This is a genomic window from Desulfosporosinus sp. SYSU MS00001, from assembly GCF_049943955.1.
Lineage (GTDB): Bacteria > Bacillota > Desulfitobacteriia > Desulfitobacteriales > Desulfitobacteriaceae > Desulfosporosinus.
Genome location: NZ_JBNFTW010000008.1, coordinates 146,337 through 170,752, shown reverse-complemented (window position 1 = coordinate 170,752; position 24,416 = coordinate 146,337). Strand labels below are relative to the sequence as shown.

Here is a 24,416-nt window from a genome sequence, read left to right as displayed (position 1 = left end):
GTACCTATTGTGGCTAAAATTTTAACCGATACCTGCTAGACTATTTTTAGATCTAAATTTAAATGATAGTTCTGAGAGGTGTTTAGATGTTATGTTACGATATCTAGAGAACTACAATAGCATGGAGCTTGAAAAGAGACTTATTGATCAATATAGCAATGAATATATCTATACATATAAAAACCCTTTAGAGAAAATACAATTACGCTTTAATTACAAGGAATCGGTTTTTAAAATTATCCATTTTATTGTTTATCCCAGAGGCAGAGGGTTAGGAAGTTCATTTATCTGTTTTTTTCTTGAAGGTTTTCCGCCTAAAATTGATATAATTTTAAAGCCCAAAAATTTGCGGGCCAAAAAGTTTTGGTTAGATTGCGGTTTTAGTCTTATCAATGAAGACGTTATGATTTATAGAAGTCATTCCTAAGTAACATTAGGGAAAAAGAAGGAGAGTAGGAAAAAATAATTTTCTTACCTATAATATTGCTTTCAGTTGTGTTTAATCCTTTTATTAGCATCGCATGAATAATGGATTAACCGAATAGATAAATTCTCTGGGAGATCAGTAAAATGATGAGGCGTGATTAGATAGCAAAATACATTCGCTATTAAAAATTCTAATCAGCGAAATAGTGATTACCTATAGACTTATAAGCTTGAGAATGTTATTATTAGCACAAGAAAAAATAAGGAGGAAGTGAATCGTAAACTCAAGGCTAAGAAAAAATAAGACAAGAGTTTATTAGTGCCTAACGATTTGTGATTGTAATCACTATCCCAAGGACGTTCTAATAGATTAACTACTAATCAAACAGCGTATGATAGTCATTCTGTGAACAAGTTTTTAGATCAAACAAAACTGTTTAAGGGGAGGCGTTATTATGTTAGCATGGATTTCAATGATTATGCTGTGTATATTTCTTGGCTCATGTGCGGTTGTAACCGTTACCTCGTGTTATCAGATTTTTAAACTGGTTCGAAGATTGCCGGGAAAAAGAGATTATGCAATTAAACCACAACATTTAAAAACTAGTCATGGATGACAAAACATGGGTCTAATCGGGCTGTCACTTGAAGAAGGTGATGGCCATTTTGTTTTAAAATAAGATATTTATCCTGGATTTGTGCTTACATGCATTGGTGGAGGCAATTGGTTTAGGGGTGAAGTTAAGAACCCCATGTCGCTAAAACATGGGGTTCTCAGTAATCGGGTACGTTTATCTAAAACTGGAATGATTTTCAGTAGATCTAAAATACAAACGTTTGCCCAAGATAAATCTGATTTTGATTTAGAGTGGTTTTCGAACGACGTCAATGACCGTTCCATCCCGATATTCAACAACAGCCACGACTTGATCGGTAAATTCAATGGGTTCTGGCTTGCCGGTTAAACGTTCGGCGATATTTTTCAATTCTTCAATCGGGACGATTGGCAGGTCAGTATCTTTAAGTTTGTCAATAAGATCTTGCCGGGCAGGGTTAACTGCTATCCCTCGTTCTGTCACAAGAACATCAATTGTCTCTCCAGGAGTGGTGACCGTTGTAACCTGGTCTTTTACAACCGGAAGACGGCCTTTTGTTAGGTTAGTGACGACGATAGCCAGTTTTGAGCCGGCGGCAGTATCATTATGTCCGCCGGAAGCCCCAATAATGATTCCGTCAGAACCGGTGACAACATTAACATTAAAGTCGGTATCAATTTCGGTGGCACCTAAAATCATGACATCAAGATTATTTACGACGGCACCTCTATTATGGGGATTTCCGTAAAGTGAACCGCTCATTTTTTGGTGCTTAGGATTGTCACGCATTGAAGCAATAGCTTTTAAATCAAAGCACTGAACATCAAAAAGGGAGCGGAATAACCCATCGTTAAGCATATCAACCATATAACCAGTGATACCTCCGGCCGCAAAGCTGCCAACGACATTCTTTTCTTTCATAAACCTTCGAACTTCAGCCGCAACAGCTAAGGAAGTCCCGCCTGCTCCTGTTTGGAAAGACATGCCTTCTTTAATATATCCTGTTGCTTCAATAACCTGGGCCGCAAGTTTAGCAATACGCAAACCCACAGGATCTTTGGTTACAGTCAGAGTTCCGGAAACAATTCCATTCGGATCGCCGATTGAATCAACTTTAACAACATAATCAACGTAATCTTGGCTGATTTCAATAGGGCAAGCCGGATAGGGAACAAGATTATCCGTAACGGCAACAACGTGATCAGCATATTGGGCATCCGAAACGGCATATGCCAATGTTCCGCAAGCCGCTTTTCCATGAACTCCGTTCATGTTGCCGTAAAAGTCTGCTGTTGGAGCAGCGATAAAAGCAACGTCAATATGCAAGTCGCCGCTCTCGATAGCCCGAGGGCGTCCGCCATGACTCATGAGAACTGCAGGTTTTTTTAATAATCCTTTAGAGATAGCTGTGGCAACGGGACCTGGTGCAATATAGTTTACCGAAATTCCGGTAATAACTCCGCTCTTAATATAATCAACAAGTGGTTCGTGGATCTTGAAAATACCGGTTGCGGCAACGGTAATATCTTTAACTCCGCGCTTGGCTATAGCTTCCATAACCAGATTAATGACATAGTCTCCATTGCGGAGATGATGATGGAAGGAAACAGTCATACCATCACGAATGCCGACTTTATCGAGCACTTCATCAATAGTCTCTACGAGTTTGTTATCACCTGGTTTAACAGAACGCAGTTTTACTGATGTTTTAGTGCGTTCTCCGTAATTAGCCAGAGCTCCGCCAAAGGGTTTCACTTGGCCGTAGCCCTCAATACTTTCTGGAATTTCACGTCCGACACTATTTTTCATGCGATACCCCTCGTTTCCATTTGATTAAACAAAGATTTTATGAATTGTATCAATTTGCCGGCCATCAATGGCAGCTTTACCGGTAAAGCCGAGATTGCGGGCTTTAAAACAATCCTTCTCCAAGCCCTCATAATCGTTGCTGTCAGTAAAGGAAGTATCAAAACTATTCATGCCGGCAACTCGGCAAGCCATGGCAAACTTACTCCGGGCATAGAGAATCTCGTCGCCTTCTTTACTGCGAATGATTCCAAGTTCTTGAGCAAGACCTTCGGCATTGAAAAAGGCACCTTTGATGCGGGGGGAAGTGTTGAGAAGCGAAGACATTTGTTCTAAAGCCTTAACGGTTTCAACCACTGGGATCAACCCGATACTTCCTTCTTTAAGTCCCGCCTTCTTTTCGGATTCCTTTAAAAGGATTTCAATGTCTTGGAGCTGTTCAACGCTTCCTTGTGGAATAGCAAAAGCAATGGGTTGAACCGGGGTAATGACCTCAATGTCTTTAGCTCCGAAACCTGATTGGAGGGAATTAATTCTTACGACAACCTGGGTATTTTCATAATCCATAAAACCAATGGCTTCTTTAACGAGTAAGCGGGCGCTGTCCTTATCTTCAAGCGGCACACCATCAGCCAGATCAAGGACAAGTAAATCCGGGTTGAATACCGGAGCGTTTTGAAGCCCCTTAGGGCTATTTCCTGGAATAATAAGCATACTCCTGTTTTGGCTCATTCTTGATACTCCTTTTCATATTATCTTAGTCATCTATAAAAGGCTAAAGAGAAGCCCTTTGAAGCGCTGCTTGAACCCTAGCCCTGAATGTATAATCCAATGCGCCTTTGTCCTGAGCTTTAATAAGTACATCTTCGGCGCCGCTTTGTTGTGCAGTCTCAAGAATTACTTTCTCGATTTGCTTGCCAAATTGTTTCTGAATAACACGTTTTGTTTCGAGCTCAACTTTAATCCCACCTTCGGGATTGGGTTCAACGGTAACAAGTACATCGCTGGATTCCAAAACTCCAGCCTGCGCGGTCTTATTAATTTTCATCGCTTAATCCTCCTCGTACATAATCTTGAGTAATTAATCATGACAAAATACTTCTAATTTAACAATAACCATCAACTCCTAACATACCCAAATGTAATAACATTATCAAGCGGAAAGAAGAGTTTGGCATTTGCAGCTATTAAGAAGAGACATGTTATCTAATGTTATAAGTTTTATTATATGAAACTGAGTTTCATATAATAAAGACAAATACCTCATTAATTAGAAAAATTTTTTAATTATATGCCAATTATTAATTGAAAAATCAAGTATAAGAATAGGTTTTATGCATTCTAGTTAGATTCCTTCTGCAATTCGTTAAGGCGCTGACTAAAATATGCTTTGATTTGTTCGACATATTCGGGTTTTAAAGCGAATTTGCTAAAGTAACAAGTAAAATCCCTATCTAAACCGTATGTTCCTGACTCAGACCATTCAGCCTCGAGGGTACAGATCGATTTAATCTGATCGTATAAATAAGAAGAATTAGAAAATTCCTCAAACAACCTTTGTAACTCTGCATCGATTTGCGGATGTGGAAAAAACAAATTAAAAGGTTTTTTAAAGTTGCCATATTTATAAGAACCTTCTTCTTCCCAAACAAAGGGCTTATCACAAGATTCTAAGATGGCTTGGCAAGTTTCGATCATCTTGTTTTTATCATCGTTTAAAGACATAATATGAACTCCCCTAAAAAGTATATCTTATTAAATATTATACAACGAGATAATCTAAAAATGAACTTTACGGTTTATTGTGAAAATTTAAAATATAATATTAATCTTAAAATTATAAATGCTATCAGCATGAGGTAAGTGCTTTTGGCATTAAAATCAATGACCTTGTGTACTATCGTCTAGTTTATAAATTGTTACAATAGACAATAAGGAATTAAATGTTGTTCACAAGAAGAACATGAGGTGTTAAGTAATTGAAGAGAGCATTAATTGTTGACGACTCAGCATTAAAGAGACGTTCTATTAAAAACCTCTTAGAAACCAGCGGCTTTGAAGTTGTAGGTGAAGCTGATAATGGGTTGACAGCTATACAGCTTTATAATGAACTTAAGCCTGATATGGTTACCATGGATATTACCATGCCCAAATTAGATGGGCTTAAGGCTATTAAAATGATTAAAGAAATAGATAACGGTGCCAGAATTATCATTATTACTTCTGTGGGGAATGAACACCAGGTCAAAGATGCCATTTCACTAGGTGCTGTTGGGTTTATTATGGAAAACTTTCCTGAATAATAGATAGGGGAAAAACATTAGAAATTTTGGGGGAGGACTAATTATGACAGAAAGAATTGAACTCCTTAGGTCCAAACTCCATTCAGCTTGGGGAAAATGTTCTTCAGATGAGGTATTAACTATTAGTCAAGAACTTGATGTGGAAATTGTAAAGTATATGAGTCGACAGTTGAATCCTCGAAAGGGATTGCTAAAGGGTAAGTTTAAGGTTGATGACAGCGATCATGAATTATCCGATCGTATGGCTCCACTTCAAGTGGGAGTAGTTTCCATACCTTGCTTAGGTGGGGATAGAGTCCATCCGAGTTCACTTGAGGCAAGGGATTTGACTTTTTCAAGCTGTTGAAAAGTTTAGGGAAGGGAAAATTGGGTCTCATAGAGTTTTTTGTACAAAGGGTTTTTTTCGACAAGTTCCTGATGGGTTCCTGAAGCGATTATCTCACCTCTATCTAAAACAATTATTTTGTCAGCTGCAAGAATCGTCGAGAGACGGTGGGCAATGACGATTGCGGTTCTTCCTTTTAAGAGAAAGGCCAAAGCGTCCTGTATTTTCCGTTCAACAACTGTGTCTAAGGCGCTCGTTGCTTCATCTAAAAGAACGATACGAGGGCTTTGAAGCAATACTCTTGCAATAGCTAAACGCTGTCGTTCTCCCCCGGAGAGACGATATCCTCGTTCTCCGACGACAGTATGATAACCTTGAGGTAAATCCACAATGGTATCATGAATTTGAGCCGCTTGGCAAGCTGTTTCCATATCCTCTTGGCTGGCCTTTTCGTTGGCGAGAAGGAGGTTATTGTAGACCGTATCGTGGAAAAAGAAAGGGTCTTGGGGTACTAACCCCATCTGAGCTCTTAAAGATTCCAGGGATAGGCTTTGACATTCTATGCCATCCAGAAACAGACAACCTGATAGTGGATCGCTAAACCGAGGTATCAAATTTAAGAGTGTGGTTTTTCCTGCTCCGCTTGGACCAACGAGGGCAACGGTTTGCCCGGGCTCTACCGTTAAATTGATGTTACAGAGAGCCAGTTTTGCCTCCCCGTCCTTAGTTTCGTGCTGATAAGAGAAGAAAACATCGTTTAGTTCAAGACGTCCCTTGACGCTGTTAGGCGGAATAGTTCTTGGACCGTCTTGAATTTCTGGTTTAATATCCAAAATCGAATAAATTCTCCGGAATAAAGCAATCGATGAGAGAACATTAACGTGGATTTGGGCTAACTGACTCAACGGTCCATACAATTTAGATAATAACGTTGTGAAGGCGACAATGACTCCAAGATTCATTTCGTGATGTATTACCAACCATCCTCCATAACCCCATAACACGGCAGGACCTATTGAAGAAAACATACCTAACCACATGAACAGCCAGCGGCCAATGAGTCCCTGGCGTATTTGCAAATCTCGCAATTTTCCATTGGCGAGACAAAATTTCGCTTCTTCTCTAGGTTCACGGTTAAATATCCTGATCAGAAGTGCTCCGCTTACTCCGAGGGCTTCACTGAGTTGTACTGTCAATGCGGATAACCACTGCTGAATTTCTGCTTGAATTTTCTGCCTTACTCTGCCGACCTTTTGCGTTGGAATTACGAAGCCAGGTACAACAATTATAGCCAATACAGACATCCGCCAATCCATTTTAAACATTAACAACAAGGTTACTGCGATGGTAAGGAGATTACTGATAAATCCTACTAGGGTTGAAGTAATGACATTTTGAATTGCTGTAACATCATTGATGATCCGAGACACAAGATCTCCGGACTGACGGGATGCAAAGAAATTTACCGTTTGCCGCTGAAGGTTGCGAAATAAATCTAATCGATAATCTGCCATAACGTTTTGGGCAATTTGATTGCTAAGCCAGTTTTGCCAAACTCCAAGTAAACCTGTGACAACTGCCGCCGCAATAAGCGCTACGGTTAAAATAATAACGGTAGGCAGTTGCCCTTTTTGAATACCATCATCTATGATTTTTTGAGTTAACCAAGCAGGCAGAACACTACCTATAGAGGTAATAAAGATGATGATTGTCACGAGGATGGCTTTAGGCCAATAAGGAATAAATGCTTTTAGAACTCGTTTGATGATAGACCAATCGAGATGTTCGTTTTGCGCCAGTTCTCTTAACTGCCAACGTTTTCCTCCTGAGCCCGTACCACCTGAACCAGCGCCAAACCCCAGACCGCGAAAATCTACACTCATAGGAAACAACACCTCTCTTAACGTTTAGTAATTTATTATTTACAAATTGAGGCAATATTGGAAGTTTGTTTGAGAATCTTAAAGGGATCTTCATATAACCCCCATAGTGACTTGACAATATCTTAAAACTTATCAATTATGCTTAAATTATATCCTTTGATTTTTCCAATCTTGGGTAAGTTTATCTATATTTGAGAAGAATCATAAAACGAATCATCAGAAATTCTCAAAAGAGAGGTATTTGCTTACGTGCCAAATAATAGCCTTAATTATCACAATTGTAAATGTAATATAGACGTTATGCATCTGCAAAGTCAGGATATACCTTTGGTCGCTCGATTATATAAACGTTCCTTTCAAAATCACTTTCTGGGGCATATGGGACATAAATTTTTAACGCTTTTTATTTCGGAATTCGTTAATTCCGATGCGAATTCTGGATATGTAGCAAAGTATAGGAATGAGGTGATCGGCTTCGTTTTAGCTACGACCTCCGATAACCCTTTTCGTGAATTTTATCGAGACAATTTTATGACACTAGTTTACCTTACTATTTCCAGATTCTTTAAGGATTCTTTTATTCGAAGTCATATCACAAAGAGACTTGGACACGTACATGTGGCGCTGAAGGCGCTGTTTTCCTTTTCAGTGAGGGTTCGTGATTCCAGAGAGAAACAGGAAATTTGCTTATCTCGACAACCAAGGTTATTGGCCCTGGCAGTCGATAGAAGCTATCGAGGATTAGGCGTTGCCAATGAATTAACCGCCGAGTTTTGTAGAGAGATGAAAGAACTGGGGTTTAAAAAAGTAGGATTATCGGCATTGCCTTGGAATCAAAGAGCTATAAGTTTTTACATAAAAGATGGGTGGGAAAAGGAAGAAGCCTCTGAGACGTCAATTTCCTTTTCTCGCTTGCTTTAGATTAATTAAGACATGATAATTGGCTATTATGTTTGAAACTCATGAGATTTAAGCCATATACATAGCTTGCTTAACGGGTTTGTTTGTTTAATACTTAGATAATGAAACATATTTGCATACTTATTTTAAATACAAAGGCACACTATGTAGTGAGCCTTTGAGGTTTTTTTAAGGCCTGATATATTCAATAATATTGGCATATTGTTTTCCTTTTTGGCAGATAATTAAATACTGGCAGCGTATATTTCACAAATTCTTCAAATATTTGTCACTTATTTTTGAGATATATTTGCTATAATGTTTGATGTTTACTTTTATTAACGGAGGAACGATTTTTGTGTTTAGCCAGGTTTTAAAAATAATAACCAAAAACAAGGTCTTGTTCATTCTTACTGTTCCTTTATTCGTCTTGATAGCCTTAGAGAGTTTTTCCAATGGAAGCATAATGAAGGCCATAACTTGGATTAAGAGTTATCCTTCTGAATTTTTCTTAAGTTATTTACTGATGTTTGGTATTATTAACATATTCTATATTTTACCTAAACGAGCATATTTGGTAACAGCGACGATATTTCTGGCTTTATTTTCTGCTTTGGGCTTTATCAGTCAACAAAAATTAAAAATCAAAGGAGACCCTCTGCTCCCTTCAGATTTTCTTTTGGCCAAAGAAGCGATGGGTATTTCTGATCATTTTCGTAATGTTTTTGTTGTTCTTGGAGTCTTACTTATTGTTACAGTTGCTTTGATACGGTTCATACTTAAACATACTGCTAAAGAAAGAAAACAACGCTATCGGTCTATCGTATTTCTTTGTTCTTTTTTCGTCGTATTCATTTTCTATTCATTCTTTAACTCCATCCAAAATGTTTTTGCCTTACAATTAATTACGTATAGCCAGTCTCTTAATTATGAACAAAACGGAACTATGCTTGGCTTTCTTATGGATACAGAATACTTAAAGGTCACTAAACCCGATAACTATCAAGAGAACGTAATCAATACTATTATTCAAAATAATACATCCTCTTATCCCGTGAATGCTAATTTTAAACCTAATATTATTTTTGTTATGAGTGAAGCTTTTTGGGATCCGACTTTAATGAAAAACGTTTCTTTTAGTCAGGATCCTATTCCCTTTTTCCACTCACTGCAAAAATCTCAAACAAGCGGGACGATGCTTTCTGCTGTTTACGGAGGTGGTACGGCTAATACCGAGTTTGAAGCCATGACAGGCTTTTCAACGCAGTTTTTGCCTAATGGTTCTATCGCCTATGATCAATACGTTAATCGCCCTATTGAGGCTTTACCTACAATCCTCAACCGGCAGGGTTACGCCACTTCTGCCATCCATACTTATGATGATTGGTTCTATAGCAGGGATAAAGTTTATCAACTTGAGGGCTTTAATAAATTTATTACTAAGGAATTTTTAAACAACCCCGAGTACAAAGGTCCCTACATTCGTGATACGGTACTTACGCAACAAATTCTGAATGAGGTAAAAGAAACGGATAAACCTGACTTTATCTATGCGGTTTCCATGGAAGATCACGGCCCTTATGATACTACTGAGGACCCCGGAAATACCATAAAAGCCAGTGGTACTAATCTAGGCCCGCAGTCTCAAGCGATTCTGGATAACTATGCCAATAAAATTTCCGATGTTGATCAGTCTTTGAAACAGCTTATTGATGGCTTAAAACAAATAAATCAACCGACAATGGTCATATTTTATGGTGACCATCTGCCAATGCTTGGTGATAATTATAGTGTATACAAAGAGGCAGGCTTTATCAAAGACGGCAATTCTTATCAAGATTATTTAAACCTTCACAGCGTTCCTTTTGTAACTTGGAATAACTTTTCGACAACCGTAAATCACAACCTTAAATTGTCATCAAATTTCATGGGAGCCTATGCTCTTCAGCTTGCTCAAAAGTCTGGCAGCCCTATGACAGATCTGCTCTCTAATTTGATGCAAAAAGGAGCTGATGTGATTATTAATAAAGATTATTGGAATGCGGCCAATTTATCCGAAGATACCTTTAAGGATTATGAATTGCTGCAATATGATTTATTATTTGGCAAAGAGTATGGCTATGACCTTAAACCGGATCATAAGCCGCCGCTGAACACCGGCTATATTCAGGGTGATGCTCAACCGGTGATTACAAACGTTATAACATCTGAAAGCTCATTGATGATTGAAGGAAATAACTTTGTGGAAAATGATCAAGTATATTTAAACGGCAAAGCAGTCAAAACCACCTATTTCGGCCCTGATTCCTTAACGATTGACCTGCCCAAAAGCATGGCAAAGACAACGTTTCAGGTTAAACTATCTGATAGCAGGAATAAGGTTATCTCCAAATCTAATGTTTTAAAAATTGACTAATATGACTGCTGCTTCATAACTTACTCGAAAAGAAAGCGGCAGAGAAAAAGATGTGCCAGAGGCTGTTGCATAACCGAATATTTATACGTTTTTGTAAATAAAACCATGCATATAAGTGGATGATTTAAACCACTATTTATGCATGGTTTTATCCGGTTTTAAGACCTTCACATCTATAAGTGGGGGTGGGCCCTTCATTAACTTCAGGTGGGGTAGAGTCCCCATCTGAAGCCCCGATGTTCAGCTTTAGCTGAACGAGTTCACTTTATGAGGGAAGCTTAAGCACTTTGCAACGGCACCTTAATTAAATTTTGGCAGAAGGCGTCCAGTTTTTAACATATACTCCCGATAGTCTGCGCCAAATTTTTCAATGAGCATAGCTTCCTCTTTGTCTAAGCGCAAGAGGAGCAGAAGAAGGGCTGCCATATGAGGCACCAAGATCAAAGTGCTTGCTGAGAAGAGTGAAATGCTGATCATAAAGGCGATGAGAATCGTATACATAGGATGCCTTATTATGCTATAGGGACCTCTCGTAATAAGTTTGTGACCCTCTTTTAGATCGAGATCCGGCGAATATTGGCGCCCCAAAGCACGATGCGACCAATAAAGCAAAGGAAGTGTGGCTAAGGATAAGGCTAGCCCTGTAAGCCTTAACCAAAGAGGGAAGGACAAGGTAAATACTTGCAGCCAGGAGGGGCTTATGACATAAATTACGATACTTAGCAGCATGACTAAAGAAAGAATTGAACGCAAGGACATGCTTATCTTACCCTCACGTTGGATGGCAAGATTTAGGTCTTTTAAATGATCTTTCGGTTCTTCAGTATTTTGAAACTTGATTCCAAAATGCGAGCGGACAAGAAAAAAGGCTAAATAAACAATTAAGAAAATAAATCTCCAGAACATATTTGGCAAGAGACCTCCTTTGATAGGCAAAACTGGTTTAGCTGTATTGTTTTTGTAAAAGATTACTCTGAATATTTTATGAACTAAGAAGTGATTGAGTTACTTTTGGGTAAGGGCTCCCGAAAAGAAATAAAGAGAATTTTCAGGATCTTGAGACTTAAAATTATTTCTCCTGTCCTCGATTTTATTAATTACGACGATATTTCTTTTTAAGTGAATACCATTTTTTTTTATAATTTATATAGATAACATTTGAAATGATTACTTAAATTAGGAGATCAACGTCTTTAGTTTGTGAAAAATTGAATAAACAGGTAACTTGGGCCGTCTTTTTTAAAAATTCTTATGTATTAAATGAATTGCTTCAAAATAGAAAGAACGAATAGTTCGCTTTCCTGACTTACCTAATACGTGGAAAAATATGTAGTATAATGACAATAAAATTCGATATTTGAAAGAGAGATGAAAAAGGTGGGTTTTATCAACAATTTGTCTTGGAAGATCAAGCTGACAAGCGGTTTTTTAATACTTGCTTGTCTAGTAGGGCTAGTTGGTTTTATTGGGGTGAAAAACTTAACAACGATTAATTCCAATGGAAGCAAGATCTATTCTCATGAACTTAAAGCTATGGAGAAACTTGACACCTTGCGAGCTAAATTTTTAGAAAATCGTTCGTTAGCCATACTTTTTTATTACACTGCCAACGATAAAACTAAGCAACAGACGATTAAACAATCTATCACCGAAAATTCCGCAGTCAATACACAGACTGAACAAGACTATGAGAAAATGTATAGCGCTAATCTCTCAAATGCCGAAACTCAATATTTTAATGATTTCAAACAGAATCAGGTCGATTATCGGGATAAACGAACTAAAATGATGCAACTGGTTGAGGAAGGGAAACTTCAGGATGCCAGTATATTAATGGATCAATTTTTTCAAGCCAATGATAAAAGTGTAGGAATTTTAGATAAGTTAATTGTTTCTCATGAACATGATGCTGATCAGAGGCAGGCAGCCAATCAAGTCAATTATGAACGGACTCTTGTTATTATGTTTATTCTTATTGGGATCAGCATTGTCTTTGCTCTAACCTTGGGGCTGTTTTTATCGAGAAATCTCACCAAAAGGCTAGGTAATATTGTTCGGTTTGCTGAGGCTCTGGGAAATGATGACTTAACACAGCAGCTTACTATTTACGGGCATGATGAAATAGGTCAACTAGGTCTCTCTATCAATAAGGCGACGAGAAGTATGGAAGAACTGGTTACGTCTATCAGCGACAGCTGTCAGACCATGAATGCACAGTCGCAGGAATTATCAGCGACGACTGAGGAATTGTATGCAACTATGCAGACGATCCAGCATTCTACCCAACAAATTGCTCAGGGCTCTGAGGAACTGAGCGCTAGTACGGAGGAAGTTGGAGCTTCGTCAGTGGAGATCGAAGAGTTCAGCAAACAGCTTGCCCAAAAAGCCGACGAAGGGCAGCATAATGCCTTAGAGATCAGCGATCGTGCAAGTGATGTCAAGAATAAAGGGGTTAAGGCGGTAGAAGAAGCAGATTCTTTGTACAGCGATAAGGCAGTAAATGTCAAAAAGGCGTTGGAAGAAGCAAAAGTTGTAGAAGAAATTAAAGTAATGGCTGAAACCATCGGCAGTATCTCCGAACAAACCAACTTGTTATCACTTAATGCCAGCATTGAAGCAGCACGAGCAGGGGATGCGGGCAGAGGGTTCTCAGTGGTTGCCGATGAAGTCCGTAAGTTAGCGGAACAATCACAGTCGGCTGTCGGAAATATATATAATGTAATTAGTGTTGTACAAAGAGCTTTCGATAATCTCATTACAAATACTCAGGAATTGCTCGGGTTTATCGAAAATAGAGTTAAACCAGATTACGAAGCTTATGCCCAGACAGGAATACTGTATGAAGAAGATGCTCGTTTTATTAGTCAAATGTCCCAAGAAATAGCGTCAAGGACTCAGTCTATTAGTTCAGTCACAGCTCAAATCAGTCAGGCTATCCAAAACGTTACGGCAACAGCTGAAGAGTCGGCTACAAGCTCTGAAGAGATTTCCAAGAGTATCCTTCAGACAACTTTGGCGATTGAACAAATCAGCCAATCGGCACAGGCTCAGGTCGTTCTGTCTGGTACGTTAAGTGAATTGATCGGAAGGTTTAAGGTATAATGTACATGTATTTAAAGTGCTAATTTAATAGTTCATAGATCCCGATCAGTATCAGCATTGCTCCCGCAAGGAATTGGGAGTAACCTTCGAGACGGTCTGAGGCCGTTTTCCATCCGGCCCAATAGCCAGAACTAATTGTCAGCAAACTGAACAGGCAGACTGAAATCGCTAACGGCAGAGGAGAAAGCCCAGTTAAGCCGGCCCCAATTCCGGTTGCTATACAATTAAAGGAGAGCGTTAATCCAAGGGCTAGGGCTTCCCTGGATGAGATAAAGCCATTAGCATCAATGTCTGCCATGGAAGGGTTTCTTGTAATTTTGACAATGGTGCTGAGTGGTTTAATGGAAATAGAATAAGTCTTCATGACAGGCACAGCAGCCGGTAAGGCCTGTTCTACGGTTGGCTTATGGATTGTAACCCAAATTCCGATTAGGATGATTAAGATAGCCCCCAGCATATTTGCGACAGCAATAAAGTGACTCAAAAAGTGGCCGGTGAAGACAGCAATAAAAGTTATGACTCCTGATAATAGGGCAATAAAAAAGTTGGAGAGGAATGGAATTCGGATTTTTTGAACTCCGTAGCTTATACCTACTCCAAAATTATCAAGGTTTGCCGCGAGACCTACAAATAAGGCAGATAATATGTGCATCGGACTTTCCCCCTTCTCCTGAATCCATGGATAGAATATTCAAGGGGAAAAGCTGTGGTGTTAAATAGCTTTGAATCATAAGAGGAAATGATTTGCAATAGGGTTGTCCCAAGTATTAATAAGCCGAGATTTCTGAAAAATCTCGGCTTATTCGATATAGTTTGATCATATTATGATAGTTTGGTAATAACTATTTCCCTGGGTTCATTTCTAATTCATGACTTGTTAGGGACGACAGGGAAGCTTTTTCAGTTGCGGTTTTTCTGTAGACAAGCCAATAAATCCCGGCTACAAATACACAGCCTCCGACAATGTTGCCCAGAGTCACCGGAACTAAGTTATTAATAACGAAGGTTCCCCAGTTTAATCCCGCGAGGGCCTGTGGGCTTAGATGAGAGGCCGCCGCCCAGCTGGGGTTTGACTTTGCTAAGATCCCGGCAGGGATGTAGTACATATTAGCCACACTATGCTCAAAGCCGGAAGTCACAAACAGCCATATTGGAAAGAAGATGGCAAATATTTTTCCCAGCATATCTTTAGCTCCATAAGCCATCCAGACTGCTAAACAAACCAGCCAGTTGCACATTAGTCCCAGATAAAAGGCAGACGAAAAGGAGAGGCCGACTTTATAAGAAGCTATTTTGATCGTAATTCCTCCCAGGAGACCGGCGCTGCTGCTAAATAATCCGGATTGAACCATAAGGTAAGCAATAAATATGGAACCAATGAAATTGCCGAAATAGACAAAAAACCAGTTTTTAAGCATTTCAGTAATTTTAATTTTGCCGTCAAAAACACCAGCTGAGATTAGAGTATTACCGGTGAATAGTTCTCCTCCGGCTAGGATAACGAGCATAAGTCCAGTTCCGAAGAGAGCGCCGGCTAAAGCTTTGCCGAGGCCATAGGTCTCTGGTTTGGCAAATAGATTAAACGCTGCCATGTTTGAGCCTTCTGCAGCAAAGGCTATAAATACTCCTGCTAAAATGCCTAAGAGGATCTGCTTCGGTATAGGCAGTGCAACTTTTTTCATTCCTGTCTGGATTGTGGATTCGGTGATTTCCGCCGGTGTTAAAAATCCCTTTGTCTCCATAATTAGCCACTCCTTTACTTAATCTCCAATTAACTTCTCAGCTACTCAGGGGGAGTAGAGCGCTGATCCGTTATTTTTAGTTTAGAGGTAATTATCTGAATTGTCTTGTTTGTGAAAATTTAAAAAGTATTTTTTGTAATATTGAAAGTAAGGAAAATATTCTATTTTAATTATGTAAATAAAGAAAAGCCCATATCGGGCTTTATAGTGAGATAAATAGTTTAACTGGACGACCGACTCGGCCATATTTCTGTTCGGATTTTACGACACCTTGTTGTTCTAGATATTCAAGATAACGTCGGACGGTAACTCTTGTCAACTTGACCTTTTCAGCCACTTCTTCGGCAGAAAGAGGCCGGTGAGTAGTTTGAATGAATTGTACGATATGCTCAAGGGTCGCCTGATTTAATCCTTTGGGTAACTCTTCTTCGCTGGGAGAATCAGACGCCGGAGGGGAGTTTGCCGTTGAGGACGGATCTGAGGTTTCAGTGAAGATTGAAGTGGGATCATAGAATTCATCATCTGTTTCCAAGGAAATTTCGGGGGGATTACTCTTAGACACAAAATTATTTTCGAAGGTATCTGTCGTCCGATTCAATTCGTCCGTTAATGATTGGATTTTTTCAACCATTTGATTAAAGGCGTCTTCTAATTCTTCGATTTCCTTTGCTCCAGAGACTTTGATTTTTTCGGTTAAATGTCCTGTTGCCACATCCCTAGTTCCCAGTGTAATATCGTGCAAAGGATTAATAACAAACTTTTGCAGGAAGAACCAGGCTATAAGAGATACCAAGAATGTTAATGCCAATCCTAAGACCGCGAGAGTGATCAGTGATCCGGTAATGGTTTTTTGATCGTAGGCGTGGGAAATTCCTACGTAGAACATTCCTATAATACTACCGTTTTCAGCTCGCAGGGGCATGTATCCGGTTTCGTACCATTGGCCTATGACGTTGGCCTTGCCGATAAATGTTTGGCCATCCTGCAACACGGTTTGGGCTACGCTGGACGAGACTTTGGTTCCGATGGCTCGCTCGTCGTTCGAACCACGAACTGTCGTTGCTACTCTTGTGTCACCCAAAAAAATTGTAACAGTATCTCCAGTGAGGGAAGATAAATGATCAACTAATTGATTATTTAGGTTAATTTTAACAGGCCCTTTATAAAGCTCGCCATTTTGAACAGCCCAAGTACCGGGGTAGGATTTATCAATTATTTCCTCACAAGTTGCTAAATCTGTTTGGGCCTTTATAAAAGCAGCCGCTTCAGCCTTATCTTTCATATACCAGCCGAGTACAACGATAAAGCATGCTGCCAATAAAACGAGGGAACCCAGCAGCAAGATTAGAATTTGTTGTTTTAGCGAACGCAAATAATCACCTCTTTGCTGATAACTAATAATTAAGAATAAATTCGCGATTAATATTGAAATACCTTTTTAGCCGGATCAAGAATTGAACATGATCATGATCATGTTCATTCAGGTATTTGGACAGAAAAAGTATGACTTAAAAAATTGAACTATCGTGATGCCACGATAGTTTCTAGGAGAGCCTGGGACAAGGCATGTTTAAACTTCAGCAATAATTTGGCCCATCAGAGACAAATCATATCCTCCAATCCCTGAAACTTCGTTTTGAAACGCCGGCGATTTTAGGATGCTCATTAATGCTTGAAAATGAGCACGTTCCAGATCTTCCTGGCGGATTACAAGATCATAGCGTTCTTTCTTTAAGGGGATAAAATCGAGCCCATTAACCTGCATGGCAACCTTCTCAATTCCTAAACCAACATCTGCTTCAGATCGGGCGATTTTACTGGCAATGGCCAGGTGAGTCATTTCCTCATCACCATACCCAAGAATATCTTGACGGCGAATTTTCAGAAGTCTTAATTGCTCATCCAATAATACTCTTGCTCCTGATCCTACTTCACGATTGACAAAACGAACTCCGGGTTTTGTAAGGTCACTCCAGGTTAGGATATTTTTCGGATTCCCTTTGGCAACATAAAAGCCCTCAACCCGAAAAAGTAAGTTAATTATGTAAGTCGGATGGCCTGGCAGAATCCTGCGCACATAAGGAAGATTATAATCATCGCTGTCACTGTCCCATAAATGGACGGCTACAGCATTGGCTAACCCGCGGTAAAGGGACATTAAGCCATCAATACTTCCCACATAACGGCGAAGAAAGCGCACGTGGGGGAATTGTTTTTCTAAATAACGGGTTAAAATATCTAAGACGATATCTTGACCACAGATAACCAAGGCTTCTGCTGAGGATTCCTGTTGATTCGCTTCGGTAAGCTGCGCAGGGGAATTAGAGGGCAATGTATTCGCGGAAGGGCTGGACATCCCTTTCAGTTTTTGTTTATAACTTTCAATGTCTGCACCTTCTACTCGAACTTTACGTCCAATATGGTAAGCCTTTAGCTCACCTCGTTTTATGATTTCATAAACGGTAAATTTAGAAATCTTAAGGATTTTCGCAACTTCCTCCGGAGTGTAAGAAACATCATTTGGCATTATAAACTGCACCTATCTCTCCTTAAAATGTTCACTGTTAAGTATTAACTAAAATTTAATTAAGCATAAAGTACTATCCATATAGTAAATTTATTATAGCATATCGTAAATTCAAAAAAATCACCCTATCAAGTGTATAGGATGATAAAAGTATAGGTTTAGGGGAGTTGTACTATATTTCAATCTTAATGAGGGCTTTTAATAATTTTACAGTTAGAGAAAAAAACGAATGATGACGGTGCAGCTCTTTATGATGATGATCATGATTTTGAGGGTTGGAAGTTTGCTGGGTAATATTATTGACTGGGAATGTTAGTTCCAGTTGCAGCAAAATGATCATCTTTTCTTGTACGGTTTTAAAAAGGCCTTCTTCAAAAGGCCCGCCAGGCATTGGTACGCGATCAAGGGTATTATCCATTTCATGGATCTGACTGAAAATGAGGTCATGACTGGGCGCTTTATTAAGGAATTCCCGGCTAATCAGATTGTATTCTGAAAGATCGCCCGATTTTAATGCATACTCATATTCTGCTTGTCTGCTGAAAAGGGTAGGTGCAATGGCGCGGATACCGTTAAGGTCGACGACGCAGGAATAGGGCAAGTCTATGACAAAATCCTTGATTGAGCCTTCGACTGTTGTTGCAGTTTGGCGAATAGGTTCGGAATATTGAACATCTTTACGGACAAACCCGCCTAGGAATAGTTTTGGAGTATCCTGAGGAATACCACATACTGGCGGTGGAGAATTGAAAAAGCGGCATTGGGTTAACTTTAAATGCTTTTTGATGGTCTTAATTTCTAGTGCTTTTGTTGGTAATGTGAAAATTGATTCTGTTGGAATAGATACTGTGATTAAAACCGACTGTGGTCCTGTCTTTTTCATTTCTAAGGGAAGGCATATTGGCATGGTTGCAGTACTGGGGATAAAAGGGTTGGGGGAAATCGGAGGGACGGTTGGCGGGCAGATGGGAGTTTTAGGCATTTCCTGGACCCAAGCAGGTATAAATGGAGTAGTTTGAACCCATTGATGAGGACAATGATAATCGATCAAATTTTCTCTCCTCCCCTCACGAAACCAATTTACGAAAATAGAACATGTCTTAATCTAGATTACGTTGGGGATTTAGTTTTGGTGCCAAGCTTTAAGTTTCAAGTTTTAAAGATTGGTGGGGAAGATTGATTACAAAAGTGGTTCCTTTCCCGGGGGCGCTTGTTACCTTAATTCGGCCATGGTGGCATTTTATGATCCAGTCGGCAATGGCCAGGCCTAATCCGGTACCTTCTCTTTGCTGAGAGCGGGCAGGATCCACGCGATAAAAACGTTCAAAAATTTGAGTCAAATGTTCCTGCGCAATTCCTTCTCCAGTATCGGATACAGTAATTTCTGCATGGGTACCCCAATTTTGCAGACTAAGAGTAATCTGTCCTCCGGGGCCAGTGTATTTAAGGGCATTATCCAAAAGGATAACAATCAGTTGCTTAATTCTGTTTTCATCGCCATAATAGTCTGCGGCAGTATTCAGTGAAGCTTCTAAATAAATGTTATTCGTTTCAGCCAGTGGTTTAAAGGATTGGAACACTTCATTCAGGGCCGTACTGAGGGAGAATAATTCCAGGTTTAAGGTTTGCTGCTGGGAATCCGCTCGTGCAAGGAAGAGCAGATCGTCAACGAGTTTAGACATGCGCCGTATTTCAATCAAGCTGTAGTCTAACCATTTTGCCTGACTGGCCACGGTTTCCTCAGGATTTCCTTTGACAATATCCAAGTTAACTTGAACGACGCTTAGAGGGGTTCTCAGCTCGTGTGAGGCATCTGCAACAAATTCCTGCTGACGCTGCCAGGAACTTTTTATGGGAGCCATCGCCCGATCAGCCATAAATCGGCTGCCGTAGTACGCCAGCCCCAGGCAAACGATTCCGCCTCCAGAAAGAGTCAGCAGCAGTTCTTGAAGAATATCTTTATCTCGTTCAAGATCAACAAAGGTAATCACATAGCCTGGACCTTGTTTGAGGGGCATTTTCAAATAGGTGTATGTTTCATCATTGACTTCTGCTTCGCCTCGGGAATTGGGCTTGTGAAACGCCTTATCGACTAAGGGGGTTAATTGTTCGAGCGTCATGGGGATGTCAGAAGAACTTTCAGTGATTTTTCCGGAATCATCGGTTTTAATATAAAAATATTTAGCGAGGTGCTTATCATGCTCCCGCGGATTGACGATGGTTCCTGAACCTGCTTCGCCGGCAATAATCTGCATTAATTGTTGGGATTGGTTAATAACTTGAACCCGCATGACAAAAAACGTGCCAATGGTAAAGATCAGCAAGAGAAAAGCCATGACACCAACATTAATGAGTGTTAATTTTAGCCTCAATTCACGAAACATCGGACCCCTCCTTTAAACAGTAGCCGATTCCTCGTACTGTATCGATTCTTAAGTTCGGTGAATTTAACTTTTTGCGCAGGTAATGGACGTAAATTTCCACGTTATTGGCTTCAACATCCGAATCAAGACCCCACACACGGTCGAGTATCTGCTCTTTTGTAATAACTTGTCCGGGGTTACGCATAAAAAGCTCTAAAAGCAAGGATTCTTTCAACGTTAGCTTGATCGTTTGGTTATCTTTCATTAATTCACAATGAAGTGGGCGAAAGGAAAAACCGCCCAAAACCAGTGTTTCACCCTGAATTTGGCCTGGTCTTCTCCCTAAGGCTCTGATTCGCGCCAAAAGTTCGTCTGTTGAAAAAGGCTTGATAAGGTAATCATCAGCACCTGCGTCCAGTCCCTCAATTCTGGCTTGAATAGAATCTTTAGCTGTCAATAGCAGGACAGGAGTATTGATACCTTGGTGACGCAGATGTTTTAAGACGGCAACCCCTTCTTTGCGGGGCAGCATTCGGTCAAGGATAATTAAATCGTAAACTCCCGTTTCAGCCATAGTTTGCCCAGTTTCCCCGTCATAGGCGGTGTCTACTCCATACTTATTCTTTTTAAGAATGTAGGTCAAGGCTTCTGAGAGCCTTGGTTCGTCTTCAACTAATAGTAATCGCAATATTTTTCACCACCATGTTTTAGTTTAAAGGAATTACCTTTAAATTTCCTTAGTTTTTCTGGGTTAGCCCGCATATTATACAACTCGTTTTGGATAAAGTATAGGATAGGTTCTGGATTTAACGTCGTATAATTTAAGGAGGAAACTATGCAACTAAAGAAATGGCTGATCACCGCTGCGATTGTGTCTGTAATGCTCTCTCTAACGGGCTGTGGCAAGAATCAGAAACTCTCAACCTCAACCCCTCTGCCGACAAGTGCACAACCTACGGAAGTCCATCCGGCGGAAGCCTCTGATACAGCCGGCGATATCGGAAGTCAACAAGCTGTAGAATCTAAAATCAATGGTTGGTTGACTAAAAACTACCCTGGCGATTGGAAGGTTGTCGGAACTACTTTAAGTAAGGGAAATTACATTGAAAACGGTCACTATAAAATAGTGGACGGTATAGAAACTCTATTTCCAGGAACCATGGGCGTCTCAATTTTTGTTGGGGAAGAGAGAATTTCCTCCAGCGTTAAAAAAGGTACGGAACGGGTCTTGAAAGGTTTTCCAACACCTGAAAAAGTTGGGGAAGTTCTTAAAAGCGGTAAGGCAACAAGTTCCTTAAGCAGTGATTATCTCAAAGTCTATATTCCTTTCCAAACCGGAGGTAAAACGTTAGCCGTGTTGACGGTATCTGTCCCACATCAATAGGAGTTTTGTATAAATTGTATACAATTTTAAAACCTCTCTGCTCTTTTTGCAGCGGAGAGGTTTTAATGGTTATGGATCTTAACGCAGGAAGGTTAAAAGTTTTTGGGAGAATGTTGCCATATCATCGAAATAACAAGTATGGCCGAGATGATCAAAGGTTAATAATTGACTGTTAGTTATCTTGTCTTTTAGAAGTAAGGCGAAGTCATATGGCGCAATTTGATCTTCTTTTCCCCAAACAATGAGGGTCTTGGCTGCTATTTCATTTAATTGGTTTTCATATTGGTCCACGTTAATACTGTCAACTAAAGTTAATGATAAAAGCAGGTCTGGGTACTTAATAGCAACTTTTAAAGCAATTTCACCGCTGAAGGAGGGCCCAATCAGGTGAAAGGCCGGCAGGGTAAGCTGCTTTGAAAACGCAAAAAGAAAATCCTCAAAGCTCATTTCCGCCGGAAGCCCTTCTGACATTCCATAACCCGGAAGATCCAAGGCGAGGACCTTACAATTTTCTTTTTCGAGCCGAGCAAGAAGACCAGATTCTTTCCAGTCCTTGGCGGAAAAACGCTTGCCATGGAGCAAGATAACCCAACTGCCGGGATTTTCAGCACCGCAAATTAGATAATGAAGCATGCTGCCTTGGAAATTGACAAACTTGTCGACAGGAATAGTCATGAGAATAACCTCTTTTCTAATTATAATGACCAAATTTGGGATTAAAAACATTTCTCCAATTTAACAAATTCTCCTTTAAGAAAATAAAAAGAGTCTTATAGTAATACTCTTAATATTTATTTTTTAGATACTAATCATACTTCAAACCGCCGGTCAGGCGGGTATTTTTTTGCCTTAGATTAAGCTAAAGGTTTAAGTCCTCGCAAAAATGCAATGAGAATCATAGAATACAGTATAAATTCAGCTCCTTATAAGTCAGGATTTCTTTATTAGGTAATAAAAATAAAACCTGAAAAGAGGGATCCCAATGATCTGGGAATTGACTTTTATGTTAATAGCTGCTGCCATTGTATTATTTATTGATTATATGACAAGAAACGATTAATAGATTCAAGCGTACCTTTTGACTCAAAATTATAAGACAGACTAAGTTCAGGCTATTAGCCTAACCTTATCGCGCGCGAGTTTAAAAATTACGTTTGTTTGGAATGCTTAGTTAGAACACATGTCTATTTGGAATGGAAGTGTTTTAGTATCAATTATATACAAGTTCTAAACCTCTCTATGCTCACATGCCGGTCTAGAGAGGTTTTTGATTTATATAGTCATGCTTAGATTTGAGCAGTATATCATGATGTGATAATAGCCATTTCAACTAAATAGGTCAGGCAGGAATAGTTTACTTTTGAAACTTAAATTGAGTATTTAAGCCGCATTTCGTTTTATTTTCATACATATTGTAAGAGATTACTTAACCTAATGTCTCAAAACCAAAAATCAATGACTCGCCGCTAAGTACTCCTATTGGTAAAGGCGGCTCGGCAGTAATGTCACTGGACATTATTGTATCTGAAGCCCCGAGGTACATCTTTAGCTGAACGAGTTCCCTAGGTCAAAAAAGGTTCTTTTAACGTTTAATTGTAAACTGGCATGGTTTTTGTAATGGAAATGACTGAACAGATTTTTTGCTGGTAAAGAGGGGAGGACAACTGACCGACTTAATCTAAAACAATTTAGGAGGTAGTGGAATTGACGTTCGAAACAATACTTGTGGAAATCGAAGAAGGAATTGCAACCATCATCTTAAATCGTCCGGACGTGCTGAATGCTTTAAACAGTCAGGTTTTTAATGAGTTGGCCGAGGCAGCTGAAAATTTGTCTATTGATGATTCAGTTCGAGCAGTCATCATTACCGGCGGTGATAAAGTATTTGCAGCAGGGGCCGATATTAAGGAGATGGCCTTATTAGGCGCTGTTGGTGTTGCAACAGGTCTCAGGCCATCGAAGATAGCCTTTGAGCGGCTTGAGAACATGCCTAAGCCAGTCATCGCAGCCATTAATGGTTACGCCCTTGGCGGTGGATGTGAATTGACCTTGGCAGCTGATGTTCGTATTGCCGGCGATAATGCTCAATTTGGTCTGCCGGAGATTAAATTGGGGATTTTACCTGGCGGCGGAGGGACTCAGCGTCTCCCGCGCTTAATCGGAGCCGGTAAGGCGAAGGAATTAATCTTCAGCGGAGATCTAATTAATGCTGAGGAGGCTTTAAGGGTTGGCCTTGTGAATAAAGTGGTTCCTCCAGATCAAGTATTGGCATGGGCCCGAAAAATGGCTGAAAAATTTGTTTCCAGAGGAGCCGTGGCCTTAAGTCTGGCGAAAACATGCATTAATGAAGGACAGCGTATGGACCTGGAGATAGGCTTAGAGTATGAACATAAATGTTTTAGTTTATTGTTTGCTACTGAAGACCAAAAAGAAGGAATGAAAGCCTTTGTGGAAAAACGAAAACCAAATTTCCATGGGAAATAATTTACCTATTCTAAGAATCAATCCCGACCCACACTTCTATAAGCGGGGGTGGGTCCTGCGTTAACTTCAGGTGGGGTAGAGTCCCTATCTGAAGCCCCGATGTTCAGCTTTAGCTGAACGAGTTCACCCAAGCGTAAGACTCCCATTTCTACAAGTGGG

22 protein-coding genes are annotated in these 24,416 nt (G+C 39.8%); 8 read left to right on the top strand and 14 right to left on the bottom strand.

Annotated elements, in window-relative coordinates; all coding sequences use genetic code 11:
• Positions 1-121: 121 nt before the first annotated feature.
• A complete protein-coding gene (locus tag ACPUYX_RS15240) occupies positions 122-427 on the top strand; it encodes a hypothetical protein (protein ID WP_426380484.1) in 306 nt (101 codons plus the stop codon).
• 862 nt (positions 428-1,289) lie between these two features.
• Here the strand turns inward: ACPUYX_RS15240 and citF are convergent.
• The 4 genes from citF to ACPUYX_RS15220 all read right to left on the bottom strand — a co-directional run bounded on the left by citF (position 1,290) and on the right by ACPUYX_RS15220 (position 4,553).
• The gene (gene citF / locus ACPUYX_RS15235) at positions 1,290-2,831 is read right to left on the bottom strand and encodes a citrate lyase subunit alpha (protein WP_426380483.1); all 1,542 of its coding nucleotides are present in this window, start codon (positions 2,829-2,831) and stop codon (positions 1,290-1,292) included.
• A gap of 24 nt (positions 2,832-2,855) precedes the next feature.
• Positions 2,856-3,560 carry an HpcH/HpaI aldolase/citrate lyase family protein gene (locus tag ACPUYX_RS15230; RefSeq protein WP_426380482.1) on the bottom strand — a complete coding sequence of 235 codons (705 nt, stop codon included), beginning with the start codon at positions 3,558-3,560 and terminating at the stop codon, positions 2,856-2,858.
• Positions 3,561-3,603: 43 nt separating this feature from the next.
• Entirely contained in the window at positions 3,604-3,876 is a 273-nt protein-coding gene (gene citD / locus ACPUYX_RS15225; RefSeq protein ID WP_426380481.1) for a citrate lyase acyl carrier protein, read from the bottom strand.
• A gap of 293 nt (positions 3,877-4,169) precedes the next feature.
• The gene (locus tag ACPUYX_RS15220) at positions 4,170-4,553 is read right to left on the bottom strand and encodes a nitrite reductase (protein WP_426380480.1); all 384 of its coding nucleotides are present in this window, start codon (positions 4,551-4,553) and stop codon (positions 4,170-4,172) included.
• A 254-nt stretch (positions 4,554-4,807) separates the two neighbouring features.
• Between ACPUYX_RS15220 and ACPUYX_RS15215 the strand changes: the two genes are divergently transcribed.
• The gene (locus ACPUYX_RS15215; protein ID WP_426380479.1) at positions 4,808-5,131 is read left to right on the top strand and encodes a response regulator; all 324 of its coding nucleotides are present in this window, start codon (positions 4,808-4,810) and stop codon (positions 5,129-5,131) included.
• Between the two features lie 43 nt (positions 5,132-5,174).
• Positions 5,175-5,477 carry an aspartyl-phosphate phosphatase Spo0E family protein gene (locus ACPUYX_RS15210; RefSeq protein ID WP_426380478.1) on the top strand — a complete coding sequence of 101 codons (303 nt, stop codon included), beginning with the start codon at positions 5,175-5,177 and terminating at the stop codon, positions 5,475-5,477.
• A 5-nt stretch (positions 5,478-5,482) separates the two neighbouring features.
• On the opposite strand, the gene ACPUYX_RS15205 is transcribed toward ACPUYX_RS15210, so the two are convergent.
• Entirely contained in the window at positions 5,483-7,339 is a 1,857-nt protein-coding gene (locus ACPUYX_RS15205; protein ID WP_426380477.1) for an ABC transporter ATP-binding protein, read from the bottom strand.
• Positions 7,340-7,588: 249 nt separating this feature from the next.
• Here ACPUYX_RS15205 and ACPUYX_RS15200 point away from each other — a divergent pair, with 249 nt between their 5' ends.
• Both ACPUYX_RS15200 and ACPUYX_RS15195 read left to right on the top strand, forming a co-directional pair.
• Positions 7,589-8,260: a GNAT family N-acetyltransferase gene (locus ACPUYX_RS15200; RefSeq protein ID WP_426380476.1), complete on the top strand. Its 672-nt coding sequence runs from the start codon at positions 7,589-7,591 to the stop codon at positions 8,258-8,260.
• Positions 8,261-8,597: 337 nt separating this feature from the next.
• Positions 8,598-10,655 (top strand): LTA synthase family protein, encoded by a 2,058-nt coding sequence (locus tag ACPUYX_RS15195; protein WP_426380475.1) that lies wholly within the window; start codon positions 8,598-8,600, stop codon positions 10,653-10,655.
• 300 nt (positions 10,656-10,955) lie between these two features.
• On the opposite strand, the gene ACPUYX_RS15190 is transcribed toward ACPUYX_RS15195, so the two are convergent.
• Positions 10,956-11,561 (bottom strand): isoprenylcysteine carboxylmethyltransferase family protein, encoded by a 606-nt coding sequence (locus tag ACPUYX_RS15190; protein WP_426380474.1) that lies wholly within the window; start codon positions 11,559-11,561, stop codon positions 10,956-10,958.
• 489 nt (positions 11,562-12,050) lie between these two features.
• On the opposite strand from ACPUYX_RS15190, the gene ACPUYX_RS15185 reads away from it, so the two are divergent.
• Positions 12,051-13,757, top strand: a complete 1,707-nt coding sequence (locus ACPUYX_RS15185; protein WP_426380473.1) for a methyl-accepting chemotaxis protein — start codon at positions 12,051-12,053, stop codon at positions 13,755-13,757.
• 19 nt (positions 13,758-13,776) lie between these two features.
• Here the strand turns inward: ACPUYX_RS15185 and ytaF are convergent, their stop codons facing one another.
• The 7 genes from ytaF to ACPUYX_RS15150 all read right to left on the bottom strand — a co-directional run bounded on the left by ytaF (position 13,777) and on the right by ACPUYX_RS15150 (position 21,077).
• Entirely contained in the window at positions 13,777-14,409 is a 633-nt protein-coding gene (gene ytaF, locus ACPUYX_RS15180) for a sporulation membrane protein YtaF (protein ID WP_426380472.1), read from the bottom strand.
• 190 nt (positions 14,410-14,599) lie between these two features.
• A complete protein-coding gene (locus ACPUYX_RS15175) occupies positions 14,600-15,499 on the bottom strand; it encodes a formate/nitrite transporter family protein (RefSeq protein WP_426380471.1) in 900 nt (299 codons plus the stop codon).
• 202 nt (positions 15,500-15,701) lie between these two features.
• Positions 15,702-16,871: a cache domain-containing protein gene (locus ACPUYX_RS15170; RefSeq protein ID WP_426380470.1), complete on the bottom strand. Its 1,170-nt coding sequence runs from the start codon at positions 16,869-16,871 to the stop codon at positions 15,702-15,704.
• Positions 16,872-17,069: 198 nt separating this feature from the next.
• Entirely contained in the window at positions 17,070-18,026 is a 957-nt protein-coding gene (locus tag ACPUYX_RS15165) for a substrate-binding domain-containing protein (RefSeq protein WP_426380469.1), read from the bottom strand.
• A gap of 172 nt (positions 18,027-18,198) precedes the next feature.
• Positions 18,199-19,077, bottom strand: a complete 879-nt coding sequence (locus ACPUYX_RS15160) for a hypothetical protein (RefSeq protein WP_426380468.1) — start codon at positions 19,075-19,077, stop codon at positions 18,199-18,201.
• A gap of 91 nt (positions 19,078-19,168) precedes the next feature.
• Positions 19,169-20,410 carry a sensor histidine kinase gene (locus tag ACPUYX_RS15155; protein ID WP_426380467.1) on the bottom strand — a complete coding sequence of 414 codons (1,242 nt, stop codon included), beginning with the start codon at positions 20,408-20,410 and terminating at the stop codon, positions 19,169-19,171.
• The gene (locus ACPUYX_RS15150; protein ID WP_426380466.1) at positions 20,400-21,077 is read right to left on the bottom strand and encodes a response regulator transcription factor; all 678 of its coding nucleotides are present in this window, start codon (positions 21,075-21,077) and stop codon (positions 20,400-20,402) included. The genes ACPUYX_RS15155 and ACPUYX_RS15150 overlap by 11 nt, the downstream gene beginning before the upstream one ends.
• A gap of 147 nt (positions 21,078-21,224) precedes the next feature.
• Between ACPUYX_RS15150 and ACPUYX_RS15145 the strand changes: the two genes are divergently transcribed.
• Positions 21,225-21,773, top strand: coding sequence for a cache domain-containing protein (locus ACPUYX_RS15145; protein ID WP_426380465.1), 549 nt, complete (start codon positions 21,225-21,227; stop codon positions 21,771-21,773).
• Positions 21,774-21,851: 78 nt separating this feature from the next.
• On the opposite strand, the gene ACPUYX_RS15140 is transcribed toward ACPUYX_RS15145, so the two are convergent.
• The gene (locus tag ACPUYX_RS15140; protein ID WP_426380464.1) at positions 21,852-22,448 is read right to left on the bottom strand and encodes an alpha/beta fold hydrolase; all 597 of its coding nucleotides are present in this window, start codon (positions 22,446-22,448) and stop codon (positions 21,852-21,854) included.
• A gap of 1,029 nt (positions 22,449-23,477) precedes the next feature.
• Here ACPUYX_RS15140 and ACPUYX_RS15135 point away from each other — a divergent pair.
• Complete coding sequence (locus tag ACPUYX_RS15135) at positions 23,478-24,257, top strand: enoyl-CoA hydratase/isomerase family protein (RefSeq protein ID WP_426380463.1); 780 nt, start codon at positions 23,478-23,480, stop codon at positions 24,255-24,257.
• Positions 24,258-24,416 lie beyond the last annotated feature (159 nt).

Bases quoted from the DNA above. Each gene is read 5' to 3' on its own strand.
- ACPUYX_RS15240 (WP_426380484.1), top strand. From the start codon at position 122: ATGGAGCTTGAAAAGAGACTTATTGATCAATATAGCAATGAATATATC.
- citF (WP_426380483.1), bottom strand. From the start codon at position 2,831: ATGAAAAATAGTGTCGGACGTGAAATTCCAGAAAGTATTGAGGGCTAC.
- ACPUYX_RS15230 (WP_426380482.1), bottom strand. From the start codon at position 3,560: ATGAGCCAAAACAGGAGTATGCTTATTATTCCAGGAAATAGCCCTAAG.
- citD (WP_426380481.1), bottom strand. From the start codon at position 3,876: ATGAAAATTAATAAGACCGCGCAGGCTGGAGTTTTGGAATCCAGCGAT.
- ACPUYX_RS15220 (WP_426380480.1), bottom strand. From the start codon at position 4,553: ATGTCTTTAAACGATGATAAAAACAAGATGATCGAAACTTGCCAAGCC.
- ACPUYX_RS15210 (WP_426380478.1), top strand. From the start codon at position 5,175: ATGACAGAAAGAATTGAACTCCTTAGGTCCAAACTCCATTCAGCTTGG.
- ACPUYX_RS15205 (WP_426380477.1), bottom strand. From the start codon at position 7,339: ATGAGTGTAGATTTTCGCGGTCTGGGGTTTGGCGCTGGTTCAGGTGGT.
- ACPUYX_RS15190 (WP_426380474.1), bottom strand. From the start codon at position 11,561: ATGTTCTGGAGATTTATTTTCTTAATTGTTTATTTAGCCTTTTTTCTT.
- ytaF (WP_426380472.1), bottom strand. From the start codon at position 14,409: ATGCACATATTATCTGCCTTATTTGTAGGTCTCGCGGCAAACCTTGAT.
- ACPUYX_RS15175 (WP_426380471.1), bottom strand. From the start codon at position 15,499: ATGGAGACAAAGGGATTTTTAACACCGGCGGAAATCACCGAATCCACA.
- ACPUYX_RS15165 (WP_426380469.1), bottom strand. From the start codon at position 18,026: ATGCCAAATGATGTTTCTTACACTCCGGAGGAAGTTGCGAAAATCCTT.
- ACPUYX_RS15155 (WP_426380467.1), bottom strand. From the start codon at position 20,410: ATGTTTCGTGAATTGAGGCTAAAATTAACACTCATTAATGTTGGTGTC.
- ACPUYX_RS15145 (WP_426380465.1), top strand. From the start codon at position 21,225: ATGCAACTAAAGAAATGGCTGATCACCGCTGCGATTGTGTCTGTAATG.
- ACPUYX_RS15140 (WP_426380464.1), bottom strand. From the start codon at position 22,448: ATGACTATTCCTGTCGACAAGTTTGTCAATTTCCAAGGCAGCATGCTT.